Below are 18,324 nucleotides of genomic sequence, written 5' to 3' on the forward strand. Positions count from 1 at the left end.
CTGCCAGGCGGGATTACCAGGAATAGGAAAAGGATAGGGAGCCGTACTGATGGGTATTGCGCTGCTGTTCAAATTCACGGGTGCGGAACACCTTTGCGTAGGAGACTTTCCAGCCGGCCACCAGAAAACTGAAGCCCACGGCGGCATCCCCCACCACTGGCCGACGATGGACTCGATGGCTGTCTTCAAAGGTATTGCCGTCGAGAAAAATATCCCTTGCCACCACCCGGGTATCAAAGGACACAAAGGCATGCAAACCACAGATGGGCAGCCGGCAATGGCGTCTATCGCCCCGCCCCGGCGCACTGTTATCACCTCCGGGCCGCAGGGCTGCGGTGCCGAAATCCTCGGGTAACTGCCAGCCAATCCGGTACTCGGCACCAAAATTAAGGTAGGTGGCTACATTGCCGAGGCTGCCACCGGCGTGAACAATGGCGTCCTGCTGGGGCCACTGTTCGGTCAGTTTATAGCGCCGCTTGTGTTCATAGACCAACTGCAGGCCAAGCTCGTTTTCCAGCTGGTGATCCCAGCCCTGAAATTTATCGATATCGCGAACCTCATGAATCAGATCCTGCGTATCTTCTGCCAGGGATGCGGGCCCCACCATGCCCACGTTGAGTTCAAGGGTATCCAACTGTTCCCGGTCGCGGATATGGTAGGCAAACCCGAGGTAGAGGTATCCGGCATAGGGCCTGTCATCTTCGATCAGTGTGGAGATGTCCTTTTCACCCGGGGTAAAGATCAATTGGCCGGCACTGATTACCAGATTGCGCTGCAGGGTCTCCGCATCCTTCAGGCTGTGAAAAAATCGTAGTCGATGGTTTGCTTCCCTGACCCAACCGGGCAGATCAGGGTCTTTAAGGTAGGAGGTGAGATCCTGTGACACACAGGAGAAGCGGATACCGTTGGTGTAGTGTTGGTCTGTTTCACCAAACAGATCATTTTCGAGGTACAGGTTGATGGTGCTGCAAAAGCGTTCGTCATCCCCCTCGGCACTGAGGCCAACGGTGGGAAATAGCACAACAAACAGTATCAGCAGGTATTTCATGGTGAACCCGGCAAAGCTTGGGGTTGATTATGTGCCGTGGTGGGGTGCCCGGGCAATGTCATTGAATAACACCGGGTGCAACGGCAATATGTCAGCCTGAGGAATAAAGAGGATGCGTGGGTGAGTAACAGCAGCAATGAACTGATGAAAGCCCGGCGGTTTCTGCCACTTTTTCTGACCCAGTTTTTCGGTGCCCTTAACGATAATCTGTTTAAAAATGCGCTTCTGGTGATGATCGTCAGTGCTGGTATCGCCGAGGCTGCCAATGTTAACACGGTCGTCAATCTAGCGGCGGGCCTGTTTATCCTGCCTTTCTTCCTGTTTTCTGCCCTCGCCGGCCAATTGGCTGACAAACACGAGAAATCGCTTGTTATCCGGCGTATCAAGCTGGCTGAAATACTGATCATGATGCTTGGCGCGCTGGCTTTCTGGCTCGGGGCTCTCTGGTTGCTGTTGGCAGTCCTGTTTCTGATGGGCGCACAATCCGCTTTTTTTGGACCGGTAAAGTACGCCATTTTACCTCAGCACCTCGGTGAGGACGAATTGCTGGCAGGCAACGCCCGAGTGGGGATGGGAACCTTTGTGGCGATTCTGGTTGGTACGATTGCCGGCAGTTTGCTGGGCGGAACGGCCAGTGCGCATTGGTTGGTGGGTGCTGTTGTAATCTGTGTGGCTGTGACCGGGTGGTACAGCAGTCGGCAAATTCCGCTGGCTGAAGCCCGGGCTCCTTCGCTCAGGATTGACTGGAATACACCTAGGATCAGCTGGCAGCTGATCAGACTGGCCACTGAGAAGCAGACTGTGTTTCTGGCGATTCTGGGTATTTCCTGGTTCTGGATGTTGGGGGCCAGTTATTTGACCCAGATGCCCAACTTCACCATCACCGTGCTGAGGGGCACACCGGGGGTCATTGCCCTGATACTCTCGGCCTTTACCGTTGGTGTGGCTTTGGGGGCAATGCTCTGTGGCCGATTGAGTGGTGCCCAAGTGGAAATTGGCCTGGTACCACTGGGTGCTATCGGCCTCAGTCTGTTTGGCATTGATCTGTATTTTGCCGCCACCGGTTACACCGCCGAAAACCCTGTTGCCGTCGCCGGTTTCATACTCCGTCCCGACGGATTGCGCGTGTTGCTGGATATAGCACTACTCGGACTCTTTGGTGGTCTGTATATCGTGCCACTCTACGCCATGGTGCAGGCGCGCACCGAGCCACAGCTGCGTGCCCGGATTATCGGCAGCAACAATATTCTCAACGCATTTTTTATGGTGTTGGCCAGCCTATTGGGCATTCTGTTTCTCGGCGCGGCAGGTTTCCGCATTGAGGAATTGTTCCTGGTGCTGGCGCTGATGAATATTGCCGTGGCGGTGTTTATTTTTCTGCAGGTGCCCGAGTTCACCATGCGCTTTCTGGTATGGCTGATAGGCCACAGCCTTTACCGGGTAAAACATCGCGGTCTGGATCTGATACCACTGAAAGGCCCCGCCATTCTGGTCTGCAATCATGTCAGTTATGTGGATGCGCTGTTGCTGGCCGGTGCGGTGCGGCGACCGATTTGCTTTGTCATGTATAAACCGATTTACGAGTTACCGGTACTGAATTTTATTTTTCGCACCGGCGGTGCCATTCCGATTTGTTCAAAGGGTGAGGATCCGGCAGCCTATCAACGGGCCATGGAAATGATTGACGGGGCATTGAACAGAGGTCAGTTGCTCTGCCTCTTTCCGGAGGGCAAGCTCACCGAGGATGGCGAGATCGATACCTTTAAAAAAGGCATTGAGCAAATACTGGTCCGTAATCCGGTAAGGGTAGTGCCAATGGCACTACAGGGCCTTTGGAAGAGTTTTTTCAGTCGCAGTCACGGTGGTGCATTCAGAAAGCCGTTTCGACCGGGCTGGCGTCAGGTGGCGGTGATTGCGGGTGCCCCGATACCTGGCGAACAGGCTTCAGCCGAGCGTTTGCAGGCTGAAGTTACTGAATTGCGGGGTGACATAAAATAACTATGGTGGTTAGCTTCGATCCGCTGGCCATCAAGCCTATCAAAGCTAGGAAACAGAAATGGGAAAGTTAAAATTACACTGGCAAATGTTGATTGCGATCCTTGCCGCCGTCGTCATCGGCCTCCTGTTCGATGTGAAAACCACCGTGCTGGGTGTGAGCCTCTACAGTATCTTTGACTTTATCGGGGTGCTGTTTCTTAACGCGCTGAAGATGCTCATTGTGCCCTTGGTGATGTCCTCAATCATCGTGGGTATCGCCGGTCTGGGCGGCAGCGACAATCTCGGGCGGCTAGGTGCCAAGACCATTGGTTTCTACCTTTGCAGCAGCCTGCTGGCAATCTTGGTTGGTTTGTTGCTGGTCAATCTCCTGTCCCCCGGCGTTGTTGACGGTGAGGCAGCGGGTAGCCGGCTCAATCTCAGCGAACCGGAGGCGGTAACTTCCCAGCTGGCAGCTGTCGAGGGCCGGGGTGTCGGAGATATTACCGGAGTATTTCTGCGCATGGTGCCGCCCAATATCGTCAAGGCAGCGTCGGATGGCCAGATGTTGGGGCTGATTTTTTTCAGCCTGCTGTTTGGGGTGTTCATGACTCGCATCAGCAAAGAACCTGCGCAGACCCTGTTGGGTTTCTGGAATGGTGTTTACGAGACCATGATGGAAATTACTCTGTTCATCATGAAATTTGCACCGCTGGGCGTGTTGGGGTTGGTCGCCAAAACCATCCTGGCTACCGGGTTTGATGCTTTCCAGCCTTTGATGATGTTTTTTATTACGGTGGTGCTGGCATTGGCGATTCATACTTTTGTTATCCTTGCACTGGTGCTGCGATTCGCCGGTCTGAACCCGTTGAAGCATTACCGGGCCATGCTGCCGGCCATGCTCACCGCATTTTCAACAGCCTCTTCATCCGGTACGTTGCCGGTGACGATCGAATGTGTAGAAAAAAATGCCGGGGTATCCAATCGCACCAGTGCCTTTGTGCTGCCCCTGGGTGCGACGATCAACATGGATGGCACGGCCCTCTATGAATGCGTTGCCGCTATCTTTATCGCCCAGGCCTATGGTCTGGAGCTCAGTTTTGTCACCCAGTTTACGATTGTGCTGGTGGCGCTGCTGACATCGATTGGGGTGGCGGGGATTCCGTCGGCCAGTCTGGTGGCTATTACGGTGATTCTCGGGGTCATTGGCCTGCCGCTGGAAGCGATCGGCATGTTGCTGGTGACTGACCGTATTCTGGATATGTTGCGAACCTCAGTGAACGTTTTCAGTGATTCCTGTGGCGCAGTGGTCATTGCCAGAAGTGAGGGTGAGCAGGGTTTGCTCGTTTGATTAAAGCCCGGTACATCGCCGGGCTTTTGGCTTCTCCCGTTAGCCGAAGATGCTCTTGATTACATAGAAGAACAGAATCGCCAGCCCGGCGCCGGCGGGCAGGGTCACGAGCCAGGACATGAAAATTGTGCCGACGACGCGCAGATTGAGGGCTGCGATGCCGCGGGCCAACCCGACACCCAGTACGGCACCGACCAACGTGTGCGTCGTGGAGATTGGCAGGCCAGTGCCCGATGCCAGTACCACGGTTGCCGCAGCGCCCAACTCGGCGGCGAAGCCCCGGCTCGGTGTCAGTTCGGTAATTTTTTTCCCCACGGTGCCCATGACTTTGAAACCATAGGTGGCCAGCCCCAGTATGATGCCAATCCCGCCAAGCAACAGAATCCAGCGCGGCATTGCAGCTTGTGCCTCAACAGCCCCCGAGTTGATCACGCTGACGACGGCTGCCAGTGGACCGACCGCATTTGCCACATCATTGGAACCATGGGCAAATGCCATGGCGCAGGCGGTGAAGATCATCAGCACGGCAAAAACCCGTTCCACACTGGCAAACCGGTTGTTTTTTTCCGCTACTTCATCCCGTTTAACCCGTTGCAGTAACAGCGTTCCCAGAGCCATGACCAGTAGGCCAATCACAATGGCAATCAGCGTGCATTGGCCGAAAGAGAGGCTGATACCCATGTCCCGGAAAACATATTTGACGCCTTTGAGCATGGTCACCATGGCAATCAGAAAGCCGACGGCAAACATATAAAAAGGGATAATTTTCTTGGCCCGCATAAACGGGTCGTCCTGGGTCAGGATAAGCTTTTGTACACTGCGAAACAGCATGTAAGAGAGAGCCCCCGCCAGCAATGGTGAGACGACCCAGCTGGCGACGATATTGCCCACCTTGCCCCAATTGACTGAATCCACAGAAATTCCCACTGCTGCAAAGCCAACAATGGCACCCACGATGGAATGCGTGGTCGAGACCGGCCAGCCCATGATGCTGGCCAACATCAGCCAGGTTCCCGCAGCCAGTAAAGCCGACATCATGCCGAATACCAGGAGTTCCGGTGAGTTGGCCAGTACCGACGGATCAATGATGCCTTTGCGTATGGTGTCAGTGACGGCACCGCCCGCGAGATAGGCACCGGCAAACTCAAAGACCATGGCGATGAGTATGGCCTGTTTGACAGTCAGTGCCCTGGAGCCCACCGAGGTGCCCATGGCGTTGGCTACGTCGTTGGCCCCGACTCCCCAGGCCATGAATACGCCAAATACACAGGCGAGGATAATCAATAACTGACCGTGTTCAGCAAGTAGGGTCATTGGTTTGAATTCCCGTTTTCTGGTTTTGGTTACCGGGCGAGAAGCAACTGTAGTTTGCCGCCCACACTCTGAGACAGATCGGCGACTTCGCCAATGATATCGATGACTTGATAAAGAAATATCACGTTGATCGGGGGTAAATCGAGTTCAAGTTTGAACAGATGATGCCGGATAGTCTGCTCGAGGTGATCACTTCTGTCTTCCAGCTTATCCAGGTCGTGGATCAGGTTTTCCACAAAGTCCACTTCCTTGCCGCTGAAACCGACTTCGAGCAGTTCATCGAGCTCATTGATGGCCTTGTGGGCCTGGCGGCAGGCTTCAATGGCCGACCCGACAAATTCGCTCATTTTTTCCTGCAGAGGTTCCGGGATTACCATTTTTCGGCCAAGCATCAGGCCGGCGATATCCTTGGAGCGGTTGGCAATGCGATCCTGCTGGCTGAGCATGTTAAGCAGATCGGTACGATCCATTGGCATAAACAGGCTCTTGGGCAATTGCAGACGAAGTTCCCGCTTCATAACATCGGCCTGATGCTCCAGGTCTGACATTTCGTCAAACACCTTGTCGGCCTGTTGCCAGTTTTCCGCAATCGCTGCAGCCAGAAAATCGGCGAGTTTCTCGGTACAGGAAACCACCACCGTCATATGGGCTTGCAGGGGACTGATGGGGGATTTGCCAAAGAGGTTGGAGAGAGGATTGCTGAAAACCATGAGATGTCCTCTGTTCGTTGTAGGGCGCGAGTATAAGAATCTGTCACATAAATGTCACATTTTTGCTCAAGTAAAATGACGAATGATTCAGTATGAACCTAAACTTGGCTGAAATGATCGGTTTCCCCCAGCCAGCGACGAATAATGGCGGACACCCGGTCGGGACTTTTGGTCAGTAACTTTTCAGCCGTGCGACGGATTTCCGGCAATAAATGGCCATCGCGTTGCAGGTCAGCAATATGCAGCATTACATCGCCGGTTTGCCGGGTGCCCAGCACTTCGCCGGGACCACGCAGCTGTAGATCTTTTTCGGCAATCTGAAACCCATCATGGGTTTGTCGCATGATAGCTAAGCGCTGACTGCCAGCGGCGGAGAGTGGTGGGCTGTAGAGCAGGACACAATAACTTTCCGCCTGGCCACGGCCCACCCGTCCCCTCAGTTGATGCAATTGTGCCAGTCCTAATCGCTCCGGATTTTCGATGACCATCAAGCTGGCATTGGGCACGTCAACACCCACTTCGATCACTGTGGTGGCAACCAGTAGTTGGATTTCTCCCGCTTTAAAGGCCGACATGGTGGCAGCCTTTTCGGCCGGTTTGAGTCTGCCGTGAATGAGCCCAATAGGCAGCTCGGGCAACAACAGGTGCAAGGCATCTGCAGTTGCTTCCGCAGCCTCCGCTTCGAGTAATTCCGATTCTTCAATCAGGGTGCAGACCCAATAGGTCTGGCATCCCTGCGCGCAGGCATTGCGCACCCGCTCTACCACCTCAAGACGACGCTGGTTGGAAATGACGACGGTGCTGACCGGTGAGCGCCCCGGTGGCAGCTCATCGATGATGGAGCAGTCAAGATCCGCGTAAGCGCTCATCGCGAGGGTCCGGGGTATCGGTGTTGCAGTCATCACCAGCTGGTGGGGGATCTGGCCATGCTGTCCCTTGTTGCGCAGGGCAAGACGTTGGTGCACACCAAACCGATGCTGTTCATCGATGATGATCAGACCGAGGCCGTGGAACTGGACCTGATCCTGAAAAAGTGCATGGGTACCGATGGCAATCTGAGCATCGCCAGTGCCGATCATGGCCAGCTGTCTTTCGCGGGCCTTGCCCTTGACTTTGCCCGTGAGCCAGGCGATTTGAATACCCAGTGGTTCCAGCCATCGGGTGAAATTATTGCGGTGCTGCTCGGCCAGTATCTCAGTGGGTGCCATCAGGGCCACCTGCCGCCCACTGGCGACACATTGTAATGCTGCTATTGCGCTGACGACGGTTTTTCCGGAGCCCACGTCGCCCTGTAACAGCCGTAACATCGGACTGGGCTTCTCCAGGTCCTGCTTGATTTCCTGACTGACCCGCTGCTGGGCGTTGGTCAGCGGAAATGGCAGGGATGCCAGAAATTCCAACAGCACCGTATCATCCCCTTTCAGCTCAGGGGCCCGGTGTTGTCTGATGGCTTGCCGAAGCCGCAGTAAGCTGAGCTGGTGTGCCAGCATTTCTTCAAAAGCCAGCCGTTGTTGGGCCGGGTGTTCGCCACTGGCCAGCAGATCGAGTGGGGCATCGGCCGGGGGTTGGTGAAGGAATTTTATGGCGTCTCCCAGGGACGGAGCTGCGTTGTCCTGTTCAAGAAATTCTGTCAGTGATCGGTCGCTCAGTAGGGCAAGTGCCTGGTCAATAATGGTTCGCAACCGCTGTTGGTTCACACCCTCTGCAACGGGGTAAACCGCTGTCAGATGCTGTTGCAGCGGCTGTTTCGCCGGATTTTCGTCGAGGAATTGGTACTCGGGATGGTACATCTCAAGTCCGGTGCTGCCCGCACGGACTTCGCCAAAGCAGCGCAGCTTGCCTCCACGGGCAAGGTTTTGTCGCTGGGCCGTGGAGAAATGAAAAAATCGCAGAGTGATAATCCCTGTGTGATCCTGTACCCGGCAGATCAGACTGCGGCGTCGGCCAAAAGCGAGATCGCAACCGCGAATATCTCCTTCGATGACGACATCACTGTTGGGTTGAAGTGCACCGATCGGCGTAATTCGAGTGCGATCCAGATAGCGGATGGGTAAGTGGAACAGCAGGTCCTGGACACTGTGAATACGCAGTCTGGCCAGTTTCATGGCAAGTTGGGTTCCAACGCCCTTCAGGCGCGTAACCGGTAGCTGGTCAAGAACAACTTCGCTCATGCAGCACAGGGTGGGCAGCTGGGTAGCGAGTTCATTTTGATGGCTTCCCGCAGTGCATCGACTGCCTTGTGTCTTGGAAAGCTGGCCCGCCAGGCCAGTGCCACCGTTCGGCAGGGAACCGGATCTGCAAAAGGTCTGGTAATCAGTAACCCGTCTTTGTAGCCAGCGCCGATAGCTGCGGACTGCGGCAGAATGGTAATGCCCAGTCGGGAGGCGACCATATGACGCAAGGTCTCCAGCGAGCTGCCTTCGCTGTGGGTGCGAATCTGGCTCTGGGTTTCATCGAGGTGTTTGTTCAGGTTGGGTAAAGCCTCCCTGACCTGGTCGCCAAAGCAGTGGCCCTCGCCAAGCAACAGGACATTCTCGTCGTCCAGGTCGACGGGACGGATAGTCTTCTTTTTGCCCAGTGGGTGATCTTCGGGCATCAATACGACAAAAGGTTCAGAGAATAGCGGTTGAGTAACCACGTCGGGTTCCGTAAATGGCAGCGCCACGATAATCACGTCCAGTTCGCCCTTGCGCAGTCGCTGTCGCAGTGTGGCGGTAAAGCCCTCTTCTACCACTAGCGGCATTTGTGGCACAGCCTTTTGCAATGCCGGAATGAAGTGTGGAAACAGATATGGGCCAATGGTAAAAATAGCACCCACATAGAGTGGCGCCTTGAGCTGATCTCTGCCGGCTGAGGCAATATCCTTGATGGACGCGCTTTCCTCCAGCACCCTTTGTGCCTGGGCGACCACCTGTTCGCCGATGGGAGTCGGTCGCACGCTGTTCTTGGAGCGTTCAAAAAGATCAACTCCCAGTTCCTGCTCGAGTTTTTTGACGGCGATACTCAGTGTGGGTTGGCTGACATGGCATAACTCTGCTGCCTGGCCAAAGTGTTGCTGTTGTGCCAACGTGACGATATAGCGTAATTCCGTTAAGGTCATACGATGTTTCTCCAGCCGCTAATACGCCAATAATAGCCAAAGCAAATTGAAAAAGGAAAGACGATTGAAAGTATTATTTATTGGTTGTGGTGACATCGGGGTTCGTTGCATTCACAAGCTGCAGATGCTGGAGGGGTGGACAGGCCTGGCGATGCGTCGCCATCCCGGTCGGCTGCCTGCGACAATTCCATCGGTGACGGGAGATATTTGCGACACCCCTCATCTCACTGAATTGCTGCTTAACGCCAGTATTGATGCCATTGTTGTTACGCTGACTCCGGGGGAGATGAGTGACGAAGGGTATCGGGCCAGTTATGTGGCGGGTGCAGAGTCGCTGGCCATGGCGATTCGAGACAGTGGCTGGTGTTCTGGACCGGTGCTCTGGGTGTCCAGTACGAGTGTGTATGGTCAGGGAGGGGGTGAGTGGGTTGATGAGTTATCGGACACCATTCCCGCATCCTATCGTGGTAAACGCTTACTTCAGGCAGAAGGCCTGATTGGCGGACTTCCGGTGCCCGCTGTAGTGATTCGTTACGCCGGTGTTTATGGGCCCGGTCGGGGGCGTATGCTTGCGCAACTACACAGAGGGGAGCTGGCACCGCCACACCCTGTTCAGTGGAGTAATCGCATTCATGCAGAAGATTGCGCCGGGGTGCTGGTGCATTTGCTACATCGCTACCGGGACGATAGGCCGCTGCACAGCCTCTATCTTGCAACGGATAACGAACCTGCGCCTCTCTATGACGTGCATCGGTGGCTGGCAGAGCAATTGGACATAAACATGACTGATACTGTTACAACAGCCAGTGCCGGCCGGGCCGGTAATCGGCGTTGTAGCAATCAACGTCTGCTAGAAAGCGGCTACCGGTTTCTTTACCCCACTTTCAGGGAAGGCTACGCTGCGCTGATATCCGAATCGCCGGAGTAGGCGGCTTTTCAGATGACCATAATACCGTCCATTTCCACGCCAACCCCTTTGGGCAATTCCTTGACACCAATGGCCGCCCGCGCTGGGTAGGGTGCAGTAAAATAGTGGGCCATGGCTTCATTGACAGAGGCAAAGTTGCCCATGTCAGTCAGGAAAATATTCAGTTTGACAATATCTTTTAGAGAGCCGCCAGCTTCCTCGCAGACGGCGGCCAGATTTTTGAATACCTGGTCGATTTCTGCGGAAATTCCCCCTTCCACTACCTGCATGCTGTCGGGGTCGAGTGGTATCTGACCTGACAGGTAAACGGTGTTACTGACTTTTATCGCCTGGGAGTAAGTGCCTATGGCGGAGGGGGCATTGTCCGTACTGATGACGGCTTTATTTAGCATGGTTTTGTCCTCTAAGGATTAATTCTTGGTGCGATAAACGCGCTGCACCTGTTTCAAGTTGCGAATTTTACGCATCACATTGGCCAGGTGAATACGCCCTTTGACGTCAATCACCAGATCCACGACGCTGGAGTGGGCATCTCTCTCCTTGATGCTGATTTGCTGAATAGTAGCTTCGCTTTCGGAAATGCGTGCAGCGAGTGCGGCGATGATGCCCCGCTCGGAGGTCAATTCCACTTTGAACTCCACCGAAAAATCTCCCTTGACCCTGGGGGACCAGTTCAGCGCCATGCACTTTTCAACATTGGTGCGAATTTCATTAAGGTTTTTACAGGACTCACGGTGTACCACAAGGCCCCGGCCAGGGCTGAGATGGCCGAGAATCGGGTCGCCGGGAATCGGGTGGCAGCAACGGGCATAACTGATGATAAGACCGTCGCTGGTATCAATCATGATGGGTGATTCAAATTCCTCGGGGACGTAAGTTTTACGCATTGAGGGTGGCGCCATCAGGTTGGCAACACCGTATGCAAGGCGGTTGCCGAGACCAATCTGCTCCAGAACTTCTTCAAAATTGGCGGCACCGGTTTCAACCAGCAGACGCTTGATCCAGGATTTTCGAATATTTTTATAGTTGCTGCCAAAAGTCTCCAGTGCCCGGTCAAGCAGTCGTTTGCCCAGATCCACGGATTCTTCGTGCTGCTGATGTTTCAGGAAGTGGCGGATGGCACTGCGGGCTTTGGCCGTCACGACAAAATTCAGCCAGGAGGGATTGGGCTGCGCATCCTTGGCGTTGATTATGGTCACTTTACAGCCGCTTTGCAGGGGTTCGGAGAGTGAAGTTAGTTGTCCGTTAATTTTGCTGGCTACACAGGTATTGCCCACATTGGTATGAACTGCGTAGGCGAAGTCTACCGGTGTCGCCCCCGAGGGTAATGAAATAATCTGGCCGCCTGGCGTGAAGACATAGACCTCATCGGGAAACAGGTCAGCTTTGACGTGTTCGATAAATTCCAGGGAATTCCCCGCCTTTTGCTGGATTTCCAGTAGTCCCTGTACCCAGCGACTGGTTCTGGGGTTTCCTTCTTCGCGTGACTTGTAAAGCCAGTGGGCAGCGATGCCGAAGTTGGCCATGGCGTCCATGTCCCGGGTTCTGATCTGTACTTCGATAGGCACCCCGTGCATGCCGATCAATACCGTGTGCAAAGACTGGTAGCCATTTACCTTGGGGATGGCAACATAATCTTTAAACTCACCGGGTACCGGTTTGAACAGGTTGTGGATGACGCCCAGCGTCCGATAACAGTCATCCACTGTCTCCACCACGATGCGAAAGGCAAAGACGTCCATGATATCGCGAAAGGATTTTCGTTTGGTTTTCATCTTCTGGTAGATACTCCAGAGATGCTTCTCGCGACCTGTGACCTCGGCAGAGATCAGCTCCTTGTCAAGACGAATTTCTATGCTGTCCTTGATTTCTTCAACAATGTGCTTGCGATTGCCTCGAGCGGATTTGAGAGCCGCCCGCAGACGCTGATGGCGCATCGGGTACATCGCCGCAAAGCCGAGATCCTCAAACTCCACACGAATATCGTTGATCCCCAGTCGCTGGGCTATGGGGGCGTAAATATCCAGAGTCTCTCTGGCAATCCGCCGCCGTTTGGCTGCACTGAGTACCTTAAGGGTGCGCATGTTGTGGAGCCGGTCAGCCAGTTTTACCAGCATAACCCGGATATCCCGGGCCATGGCCAGGGTCATTTTCTGAAAGTTTTCTGCCTGCTGCTCGGCTCGGGAAGCAAACTCAATTTCAGTAAGCTTGCTCACGCCGTCCACCAGCTCAGCGACGGTGGAACCAAAGCGTCCGGCGAGGTCTTCCTTGCTGACGCCGGTATCTTCAATGACATCGTGGAGCATGGCCGCCATCAGGCTTTCTGCATCGAGATGCATGTCTGCGAGAATATTGGCGACAGCGAGGGGGTGGCTGATGTAAGGTTCGCCGCTCTGACGCAGCTGACCTTCGTGGCAGCCAGTCGCGAACTGATAGGCGTCGAGAATAGCCTGGACTTCTTGCTGTTCGAGGTAGGAGGAGAGCTTGTTGCTCAGTGCATCAACGGCTTGCAAGGCTTCCCCCGGTCACGGTTTACTCGGTTTCAGGGGCTACCGGTAGCTCGGGAGCTGAGGTATCTTCAAAATCACCATATTCCAACAGCATTTCTTCGGGTTCTTCTTTCTGCTTCAGAATACTTGCATCGATGAAACCCTCTTCAATTTCGCGCAATGCCATGACGGTGGGTTTGTCATTTTCCCAGGGCAGATGTGGTTGCTTGCCACCGACAGCGAGCTGGCGTGCCCGCTTGGAGCTGACCATGACCAGTTCAAAGCGGTTCTCCACATGATCAAGGCAATCTTCGACAGTGATACGGGCCATATTTGATTCCGTTTCTTTATTTAAGTGGGGTGTTATTGATTGACAATCTGTGTAGACAAAAAGCCGCGGCTATGCCACGGCGACTTTCAGTTTACAAAATTGCGGGTATCAGGACAACAAATCCTTGAGTAATTTGCTGTTTCGCTGGCACTGAGCGTCCAGTTTCAGTCGGTGACTGATGATAATTGACCGGAGATCTGTCAAGGCCGTGTCGAAATGGTCATTAATCACCAGAAAGTCCGCTTCCGTATAGTGGGACATTTCCAGTTGCGCCTCTGCCAGCCGTTGGCGAATGATGGCGGGCTCGTCCTGTCCGCGACCGTTAAGGCGTTGTTCGAGAATGGCCAGTGACGGCGGCAGGATGAAGATGCCGATACAGCCAGGGACCAGACGACGGATTTGTGCAGCTCCCTGCCAGTCAATTTCCAGGATAACATCGAGTCCTTGGACGAGTGTCTGTTCTACCCAGCTGCGCGATGTGCCGTAATAGTTATTGAATACCCTGGCATGCTCAAGGAACGCTTTTTCCCTGAGCATGGTGCTGAACGTTGCCTGATCGACAAAGTGATAGTTGATGCCATCCTGCTCGCCGGGCCGCATTGGTCGGGTGGTGTGGGAGATGGAAACACAGATGTTCTGACACTGCTGTAAAAGCGCATTTACCAGACTGGTTTTTCCGGCACCGGAAGGTGCTGATACCGTGTACAGAGTACCTGTTGTCGACATTGATATCCGATGCTCCGCCAGTTTCTTGGTCGCTGCAGGTTGGTGACGCATCACCAGATTTGAAGGTTGCTACAATAACGTAATCGCGCATCGACTGCATCAGAGAGACGGCGCTTTCATTGAATTATCGGCGGGTGTGTGACCAGTATCGCGGCATCAGGCCAAGAGAGCAGGTGCTTATTCAATATTCTGAATCTGCTCGCGCATCTGTTCGATCAGAACCTTCAGCTCGACTGCTGCGTTGGTGGTATCAGTGGCAATGGATTTTGAGGACAGGGTATTAGCTTCGCGGTTGAGTTCCTGCATGAGGAAGTCCAACCGCCGACCAATCGGTTCCTGGCGTTGCAACACACGGCGGATTTCACCCAGGTGGGTATCCAGACGGTCCAGTTCTTCGTCCACATCGGCCCGTTGGGCAATCAACACCAGCTCCTGTTCCAATCGGTTCTGATCCAGACCGGTGCTCACCTCCTGCAGTCGGTCAACCAGTTTCTGGCGCTGGGCGGCCAGCAGTTCCGGCAATCGCGATCGCACGGTAGCCAGTTGCACGGCAATGCCGTCCAGTCGCTTTTCGACCAGTTCGCCGAGTTTTTCACCTTCCCGGCGACGGCCCTCCACCAGTTGATCCAGTGTCTCTTCAAACAATCGCAGCAGTGTGTTCTTGAGTTCTTCCCGGTCGATCTCTGGTTCACTGAGCACTCCCGGCCAGCGCAAGATGTCCAGCGGTGAGATTTTTGCGGGATCAGCCATCAGGCGGGCCAGTTGTTCGCTGGCGGCAATATATTGTTCTGCCAATGGTTGATTGATGGCTACTTCACCGGATTGTTTGGCGATATTGAGTTGCAGGGTGCAGTCCACCTTGCCCCGTTGAAGGTGTTTTCGGGTCAGTTCGCGCAGGGTCACTTCAAGATCCCTGACAGTTTCCGGCATTCTGAAACCGGTTTCCAGATAGCGGTGATTGACAGAGCGGATTTCCCAGGTGGCGGTGCCCCAGTGGCACTCGATACTGTGGCGGGCAAAGGCAGTCATACTGCTGGGCATGGGAATCTCCGGGAGAAGGGTGGAATTGACGACCTATGGTAACACGGGGCCACATACGGTCGATAATTCGGTTAGAATGCCAGCCTCTTCTCTACTTCAAAATACTACAGGAATTTTTCCATGTCCCGACCCAGTGGCCGTCGTCCCGAGCAGCTCCGCGCTGTAAAACTCACCCGCAGTTACACTCGGCATGCAGAGGGATCTGTGTTGGTGGAGTTTGGTGAAACCAAAGTCATTTGTACCGCCAGTGTCGAGTCCTCTGTGCCACGTTTCCTGCGCGGCAAGGGACAGGGTTGGGTGACCGCTGAATACGGCATGCTGCCCCGTTCCACCGGTGAGCGTATGGCTCGTGAGGCATCGAGGGGGCGTCAGGGTGGCAGAACCCTTGAAATCCAGCGTCTGATCGGTCGCTCACTGCGGGCGGCCATGGATTTGAAGGCGCTGGGTGAGCATACCATTACGGTGGACTGTGATGTGATCCAGGCCGACGGTGGCACCCGTACCGCCTCCATCACAGGTGCCTGTGTCGCGCTTGCCGATGCGGTTAGTCACTTGCAGGAGCGCGGTAAAATCAAGACCAATCCCCTCACCAACATGGTGGCGTCGGTTTCGGTAGGCATTTATCAGGGGGTGCCGGTACTGGATCTTGATTACGCAGAAGATTCGACGGCTGAGACAGACATGAATGTGGTCATGAACAGCAGTGGTGGTTTTATCGAAATTCAGGGCACGGCTGAGGCGGCACCGTTTACCGAAGGAGAACTGCAGGCAATGATGGTGCTGGCCAAGCACGGTATTGCCGATTTGGTCAGGGTGCAGAAAATGGCGCTGGCAAACCCAGGCGGTTAAATCTCTGGCCGCTCAATAGCTGCCCCGTCGGGCAGCCGGGTCGGGCTTTCAATCCGCAATGTTTTTTGTCTGCCGATCTCTCCCTGCAGCAGGCTGACGGCAGATTTGGGCGTGCCGAACCAGCGACTGACCAATGCAATCAAATGCTGGTTGGCCTTGCCCTCAACCGGCGGTGCGGTGATCCGGATTTTCAGACGCTCTCCCTGCAACCCGACAATTTCATCTTTGGACGCACGTGGTTGCAGCTGGCAGCGCAATAGCAAGGAGCCCTCCTGCCACCGGTAGTGTTTTCCCATCAGATACCGGGCACAAGGCCGGATGGCACCTGCAGTGACCTGGCGGCACCGTGCACAAAAATCTGCAGCATATTGATCACCAGAAACATGAAAATGGGCGACAGATCCAGTCCGCCCAGCGGAGGGATAATCCGCTGAAAGGGTGCCATAACGGGACGAATCAACTGGTTTAGCAGTGTCAGCGCGGGGTGATTGCTCTGTGGTGCCACCCAGCTGACGATAATGACGATCAGCAGACCGTAGAGATACAGGTTCAGCACCAGATAAATGGCGCCCACCGCGCCCCAGGCCAGGGCCGACAGAATGTTCATCATGCCCAGGCCGTTGATCGAAGCGGTAAGCTGAATTACCAGCCATTGGCATAGTAGCGCCAGCACGATGCTGGCCAGATCGAAATGCCGGTAGGTGGGAAACAACTTGCGCAGGGGTTTGCTGGGCAAATGGGTGGCCTTCACCAGAAACTGGGAAATCGGATTGTAGAAGTCGGCATGGGAGAGCTGGAGGAGAAAGCGCAGCATCACCACCGCCAAGTAAAAGCTGCCGAGGGATTGAACCAGAAAAGTGCCGGCTTGGGTAAATGTACTCATACGTTGCCTTGTTTTTTGACGGTTAGTTTGCCAGTTCGTCGGCCATCTCTGCTGCGCGTTTCACGGCGCTATTCATTGCCTCACGAAACAGTGTTTTCAGATTGCCGGCTTCGAAAGCCTCTATAGCGCGCTCCGTCGTGCCGCCGGGGGAGCTGACCCGCCGCCTCAATTCGGCGGCATCAACATCGCTGCTGACGGCCATTTTTGCCGCCCCAAGGGCAGTTTGCAAGGTGAGCTGCCGCGAAAGTTCCGGCGACAGTCCGAGCTCTTCGCCGATTTCCTGCATGATTTCCATGATCAGGAAGTAATAGGCGGGACCACTGCCTGAAACCGCGGTCACGGCGTCAATCTCTGCCTCTGTCTGCAACCAGCACGACGTCCCCACGGCATTGAGAATATCACTGGTGAGCTGTTTTTGATCGTCGGACACCTGCCCGTTGGCAAACAGGCCGGCGGCACCGGTCTGAACCAGTGATGGCGTGTTGGGCATGCAGCGAACAATCGGCAGGTCGGCACTCAGCCATTGCTCCAGTGACGCCATGGATATCCCCGCTGCAATCGAAATAATCAGAGGTCGGTGACCCAGAGCGCCGGTGATTGTTTCGGTCACGGTTTTCATGACCTGTGGTTTTACGGCCAGCAGAATGACCTCGGCTTTGGCTGCAGCGGCCATGTTATCGGTTGAGGTTTGAACGCCGAAGGTGCTGGCCAATTGCTGGCGGTTGGCCTCCAGTGGGTCAGTGGCGGTAATGGCGTCTGCCGGATAGCCTTTGGCGATGAGGCCACCAATCAGGCTGTTGGCCATATTGCCGCCACCGATGAAAGTCAGTGTGGGTTTGTTCACAGATGTTTCCTCAATCGAAAGGTTGTGGATGGTTACCCAGGGGTTTGCCGGGGACCAAAAATGGCTGTGCCAATACGCACGATGGTGGATCCCTCAAGAATGGCCGCCTCAAGGTCATCCGACATGCCCATTGAGAGTGTATCCAATCTGGCGAGCCGGGAGGAGTCCCGAAGCGTGTTCAGCTGTGCTGCCAGTTGGGCAAAGGCAATTCGTTGTCGTTGCAAGTCGGGTTGACTGCGCGGGATGCACATCAATCCGCGGAGATTAAGGTGAGGCAATTCAATGATTTTTTCTGCCAGGGTTGGCAGCGCTGCCACCGCGATGCCGGACTTGCTTACCTCGCTGTCGATATTCACCTGCAGGCAGACATTCAGGGGCCCCCGGGTTGCGGGGCGCTGGGTATTGAGACGTTCTGCCACACGGTACCGATCAACGCTGTGCACCCAATCAAATTGTTCTGCCACTTTTCGGGTTTTGTTTGACTGCAGTGGCCCGATGAAATGCCAGCAGATATCGGTCAGGTCCGCCAGTGCCCGCTGCTTCTCCAGCGCCTCCTGGAGATAGTTTTCGCCGAAGTGGCGCTGACCCAGCTCATAGGCTGTACGGATTGCGGTAGCGGGCTGGCCCTTGCTGACCGCAAGCAGTTGGATTTTATCCGCATCGCGGCCTGTCCGGTCAGCGATTTGTTGAATCTGTCGGTGAAGTCGGTTGAGATTGTCGGCTATATTATGCATAT

Annotated in this window: 18 protein-coding genes; 4 read left to right on the forward strand and 14 right to left on the reverse strand. The window is 54.8% G+C overall.

The window, feature by feature from the left end:
• Positions 1–13: 13 nt before the first annotated feature.
• Positions 14–1,048: a lipid A deacylase LpxR family protein gene (locus tag U740_RS03230; protein ID WP_036858921.1), complete on the reverse strand. Its 1,035-nt coding sequence runs from the start codon at positions 1,046–1,048 to the stop codon at positions 14–16.
• A gap of 120 nt (positions 1,049–1,168) precedes the next feature.
• Between U740_RS03230 and U740_RS03235 the strand changes: the two genes are divergently transcribed.
• Together U740_RS03235 and U740_RS03240 are read left to right on the forward strand one after the other, a co-directional pair.
• Positions 1,169–3,046: an MFS transporter gene (locus U740_RS03235; RefSeq protein WP_235189806.1), complete on the forward strand. Its 1,878-nt coding sequence runs from the start codon at positions 1,169–1,171 to the stop codon at positions 3,044–3,046.
• 58 nt (positions 3,047–3,104) lie between these two features.
• The gene (locus U740_RS03240; RefSeq protein WP_036858924.1) at positions 3,105–4,373 is read left to right on the forward strand and encodes a dicarboxylate/amino acid:cation symporter; all 1,269 of its coding nucleotides are present in this window, start codon (positions 3,105–3,107) and stop codon (positions 4,371–4,373) included.
• A gap of 39 nt (positions 4,374–4,412) precedes the next feature.
• Here the strand turns inward: U740_RS03240 and U740_RS03245 are convergent, their stop codons facing one another.
• From U740_RS03245 to U740_RS03260, 4 genes are all read right to left on the reverse strand, one after another.
• Positions 4,413–5,687, reverse strand: a complete 1,275-nt coding sequence (locus U740_RS03245) for an inorganic phosphate transporter (protein ID WP_036858927.1) — start codon at positions 5,685–5,687, stop codon at positions 4,413–4,415.
• A 29-nt stretch (positions 5,688–5,716) separates the two neighbouring features.
• Entirely contained in the window at positions 5,717–6,397 is a 681-nt protein-coding gene (locus U740_RS03250) for a TIGR00153 family protein (RefSeq protein WP_036858928.1), read from the reverse strand.
• A gap of 98 nt (positions 6,398–6,495) precedes the next feature.
• Complete coding sequence (gene recG / locus U740_RS03255) at positions 6,496–8,568, reverse strand: ATP-dependent DNA helicase RecG (RefSeq protein WP_036858930.1); 2,073 nt, start codon at positions 8,566–8,568, stop codon at positions 6,496–6,498.
• The gene (locus U740_RS03260) at positions 8,565–9,497 is read right to left on the reverse strand and encodes a hydrogen peroxide-inducible genes activator (protein ID WP_036858931.1); all 933 of its coding nucleotides are present in this window, start codon (positions 9,495–9,497) and stop codon (positions 8,565–8,567) included. Before U740_RS03260 ends, recG begins: the two co-directional genes overlap by 4 nt.
• A gap of 64 nt (positions 9,498–9,561) precedes the next feature.
• On the opposite strand from U740_RS03260, the gene U740_RS03265 reads away from it, so the two are divergent.
• Positions 9,562–10,425 (forward strand): NAD-dependent epimerase/dehydratase family protein, encoded by an 864-nt coding sequence (locus tag U740_RS03265; protein WP_036858932.1) that lies wholly within the window; start codon positions 9,562–9,564, stop codon positions 10,423–10,425.
• 8 nt (positions 10,426–10,433) lie between these two features.
• On the opposite strand, the gene U740_RS03270 is transcribed toward U740_RS03265, so the two are convergent.
• The 5 genes from U740_RS03270 to U740_RS03290 all read right to left on the reverse strand — a co-directional run bounded on the left by U740_RS03270 (position 10,434) and on the right by U740_RS03290 (position 15,012).
• Complete coding sequence (locus tag U740_RS03270) at positions 10,434–10,817, reverse strand: RidA family protein (protein ID WP_036858934.1); 384 nt, start codon at positions 10,815–10,817, stop codon at positions 10,434–10,436.
• Positions 10,818–10,835: 18 nt separating this feature from the next.
• Positions 10,836–12,938 carry a RelA/SpoT family protein gene (locus U740_RS03275; RefSeq protein ID WP_036858936.1) on the reverse strand — a complete coding sequence of 701 codons (2,103 nt, stop codon included), beginning with the start codon at positions 12,936–12,938 and terminating at the stop codon, positions 10,836–10,838.
• Positions 12,939–12,957: 19 nt separating this feature from the next.
• On the reverse strand, positions 12,958–13,245 hold the full coding sequence (rpoZ, locus tag U740_RS03280) for a DNA-directed RNA polymerase subunit omega (RefSeq protein ID WP_036858938.1): 288 nt from the start codon (positions 13,243–13,245) through the stop codon (positions 12,958–12,960).
• A gap of 108 nt (positions 13,246–13,353) precedes the next feature.
• Positions 13,354–13,971, reverse strand: a complete 618-nt coding sequence (gmk, locus tag U740_RS03285) for a guanylate kinase (RefSeq protein ID WP_036861144.1) — start codon at positions 13,969–13,971, stop codon at positions 13,354–13,356.
• Positions 13,972–14,148: 177 nt separating this feature from the next.
• The gene (locus U740_RS03290) at positions 14,149–15,012 is read right to left on the reverse strand and encodes a YicC/YloC family endoribonuclease (protein ID WP_036858939.1); all 864 of its coding nucleotides are present in this window, start codon (positions 15,010–15,012) and stop codon (positions 14,149–14,151) included.
• Positions 15,013–15,132: 120 nt separating this feature from the next.
• On the opposite strand from U740_RS03290, the gene rph reads away from it, so the two are divergent.
• On the forward strand, positions 15,133–15,861 hold the full coding sequence (gene rph, locus U740_RS03295; RefSeq protein WP_036858941.1) for a ribonuclease PH: 729 nt from the start codon (positions 15,133–15,135) through the stop codon (positions 15,859–15,861).
• Here rph and U740_RS03300 read toward each other — a convergent pair.
• Genes U740_RS03300 through U740_RS03315 form a run of 4 tightly spaced genes read right to left on the reverse strand, consistent with a single transcriptional unit; the run spans position 15,858 to position 18,322 of the window.
• Positions 15,858–16,157, reverse strand: coding sequence for a DUF167 family protein (locus tag U740_RS03300; RefSeq protein WP_036858942.1), 300 nt, complete (start codon positions 16,155–16,157; stop codon positions 15,858–15,860). The genes rph and U740_RS03300 overlap by 4 nt on opposite strands.
• Positions 16,157–16,744, reverse strand: a complete 588-nt coding sequence (locus U740_RS03305) for a YggT family protein (protein WP_036858943.1) — start codon at positions 16,742–16,744, stop codon at positions 16,157–16,159. The genes U740_RS03300 and U740_RS03305 overlap by 1 nt, the downstream gene beginning before the upstream one ends.
• A gap of 22 nt (positions 16,745–16,766) precedes the next feature.
• Complete coding sequence (gene proC, locus U740_RS03310; protein WP_036858945.1) at positions 16,767–17,588, reverse strand: pyrroline-5-carboxylate reductase; 822 nt, start codon at positions 17,586–17,588, stop codon at positions 16,767–16,769.
• A gap of 32 nt (positions 17,589–17,620) precedes the next feature.
• A complete protein-coding gene (locus U740_RS03315) occupies positions 17,621–18,322 on the reverse strand; it encodes a YggS family pyridoxal phosphate-dependent enzyme (protein ID WP_036861146.1) in 702 nt (233 codons plus the stop codon).
• Positions 18,323–18,324 lie beyond the last annotated feature (2 nt).

The organism is Porticoccus hydrocarbonoclasticus MCTG13d (assembly GCF_000744735.1).
Taxonomy (GTDB): domain Bacteria; phylum Pseudomonadota; class Gammaproteobacteria; order Pseudomonadales; family Porticoccaceae; genus Porticoccus; species Porticoccus hydrocarbonoclasticus.

What these genes read in the sequence shown, in the direction of transcription:
- U740_RS03250 (WP_036858928.1), bottom strand. Translation starts at nt 6,397, where the DNA reads ATGGTTTTCAGCAATCCTCTCTCCAACCTCTTTGGCAAATCCCCCATC.
- U740_RS03315 (WP_036861146.1), bottom strand. Translation starts at nt 18,322, where the DNA reads ATGCATAATATAGCCGACAATCTCAACCGACTTCACCGACAGATTCAA.
- U740_RS03300 (WP_036858942.1), bottom strand. Translation starts at nt 16,157, where the DNA reads ATGGGAAAACACTACCGGTGGCAGGAGGGCTCCTTGCTATTGCGCTGC.
- recG (WP_036858930.1), bottom strand. Translation starts at nt 8,568, where the DNA reads ATGAGCGAAGTTGTTCTTGACCAGCTACCGGTTACGCGCCTGAAGGGC.
- U740_RS03230 (WP_036858921.1), bottom strand. Translation starts at nt 1,048, where the DNA reads ATGAAATACCTGCTGATACTGTTTGTTGTGCTATTTCCCACCGTTGGC.
- U740_RS03240 (WP_036858924.1), top strand. Translation starts at nt 3,105, where the DNA reads ATGGGAAAGTTAAAATTACACTGGCAAATGTTGATTGCGATCCTTGCC.
- gmk (WP_036861144.1), bottom strand. Translation starts at nt 13,971, where the DNA reads ATGTCGACAACAGGTACTCTGTACACGGTATCAGCACCTTCCGGTGCC.
- U740_RS03290 (WP_036858939.1), bottom strand. Translation starts at nt 15,012, where the DNA reads ATGCCCAGCAGTATGACTGCCTTTGCCCGCCACAGTATCGAGTGCCAC.
- U740_RS03270 (WP_036858934.1), bottom strand. Translation starts at nt 10,817, where the DNA reads ATGCTAAATAAAGCCGTCATCAGTACGGACAATGCCCCCTCCGCCATA.
- U740_RS03305 (WP_036858943.1), bottom strand. Translation starts at nt 16,744, where the DNA reads ATGAGTACATTTACCCAAGCCGGCACTTTTCTGGTTCAATCCCTCGGC.
- rpoZ (WP_036858938.1), bottom strand. Translation starts at nt 13,245, where the DNA reads ATGGCCCGTATCACTGTCGAAGATTGCCTTGATCATGTGGAGAACCGC.
- U740_RS03260 (WP_036858931.1), bottom strand. Translation starts at nt 9,497, where the DNA reads ATGACCTTAACGGAATTACGCTATATCGTCACGTTGGCACAACAGCAA.
- rph (WP_036858941.1), top strand. Translation starts at nt 15,133, where the DNA reads ATGTCCCGACCCAGTGGCCGTCGTCCCGAGCAGCTCCGCGCTGTAAAA.
- U740_RS03245 (WP_036858927.1), bottom strand. Translation starts at nt 5,687, where the DNA reads ATGACCCTACTTGCTGAACACGGTCAGTTATTGATTATCCTCGCCTGT.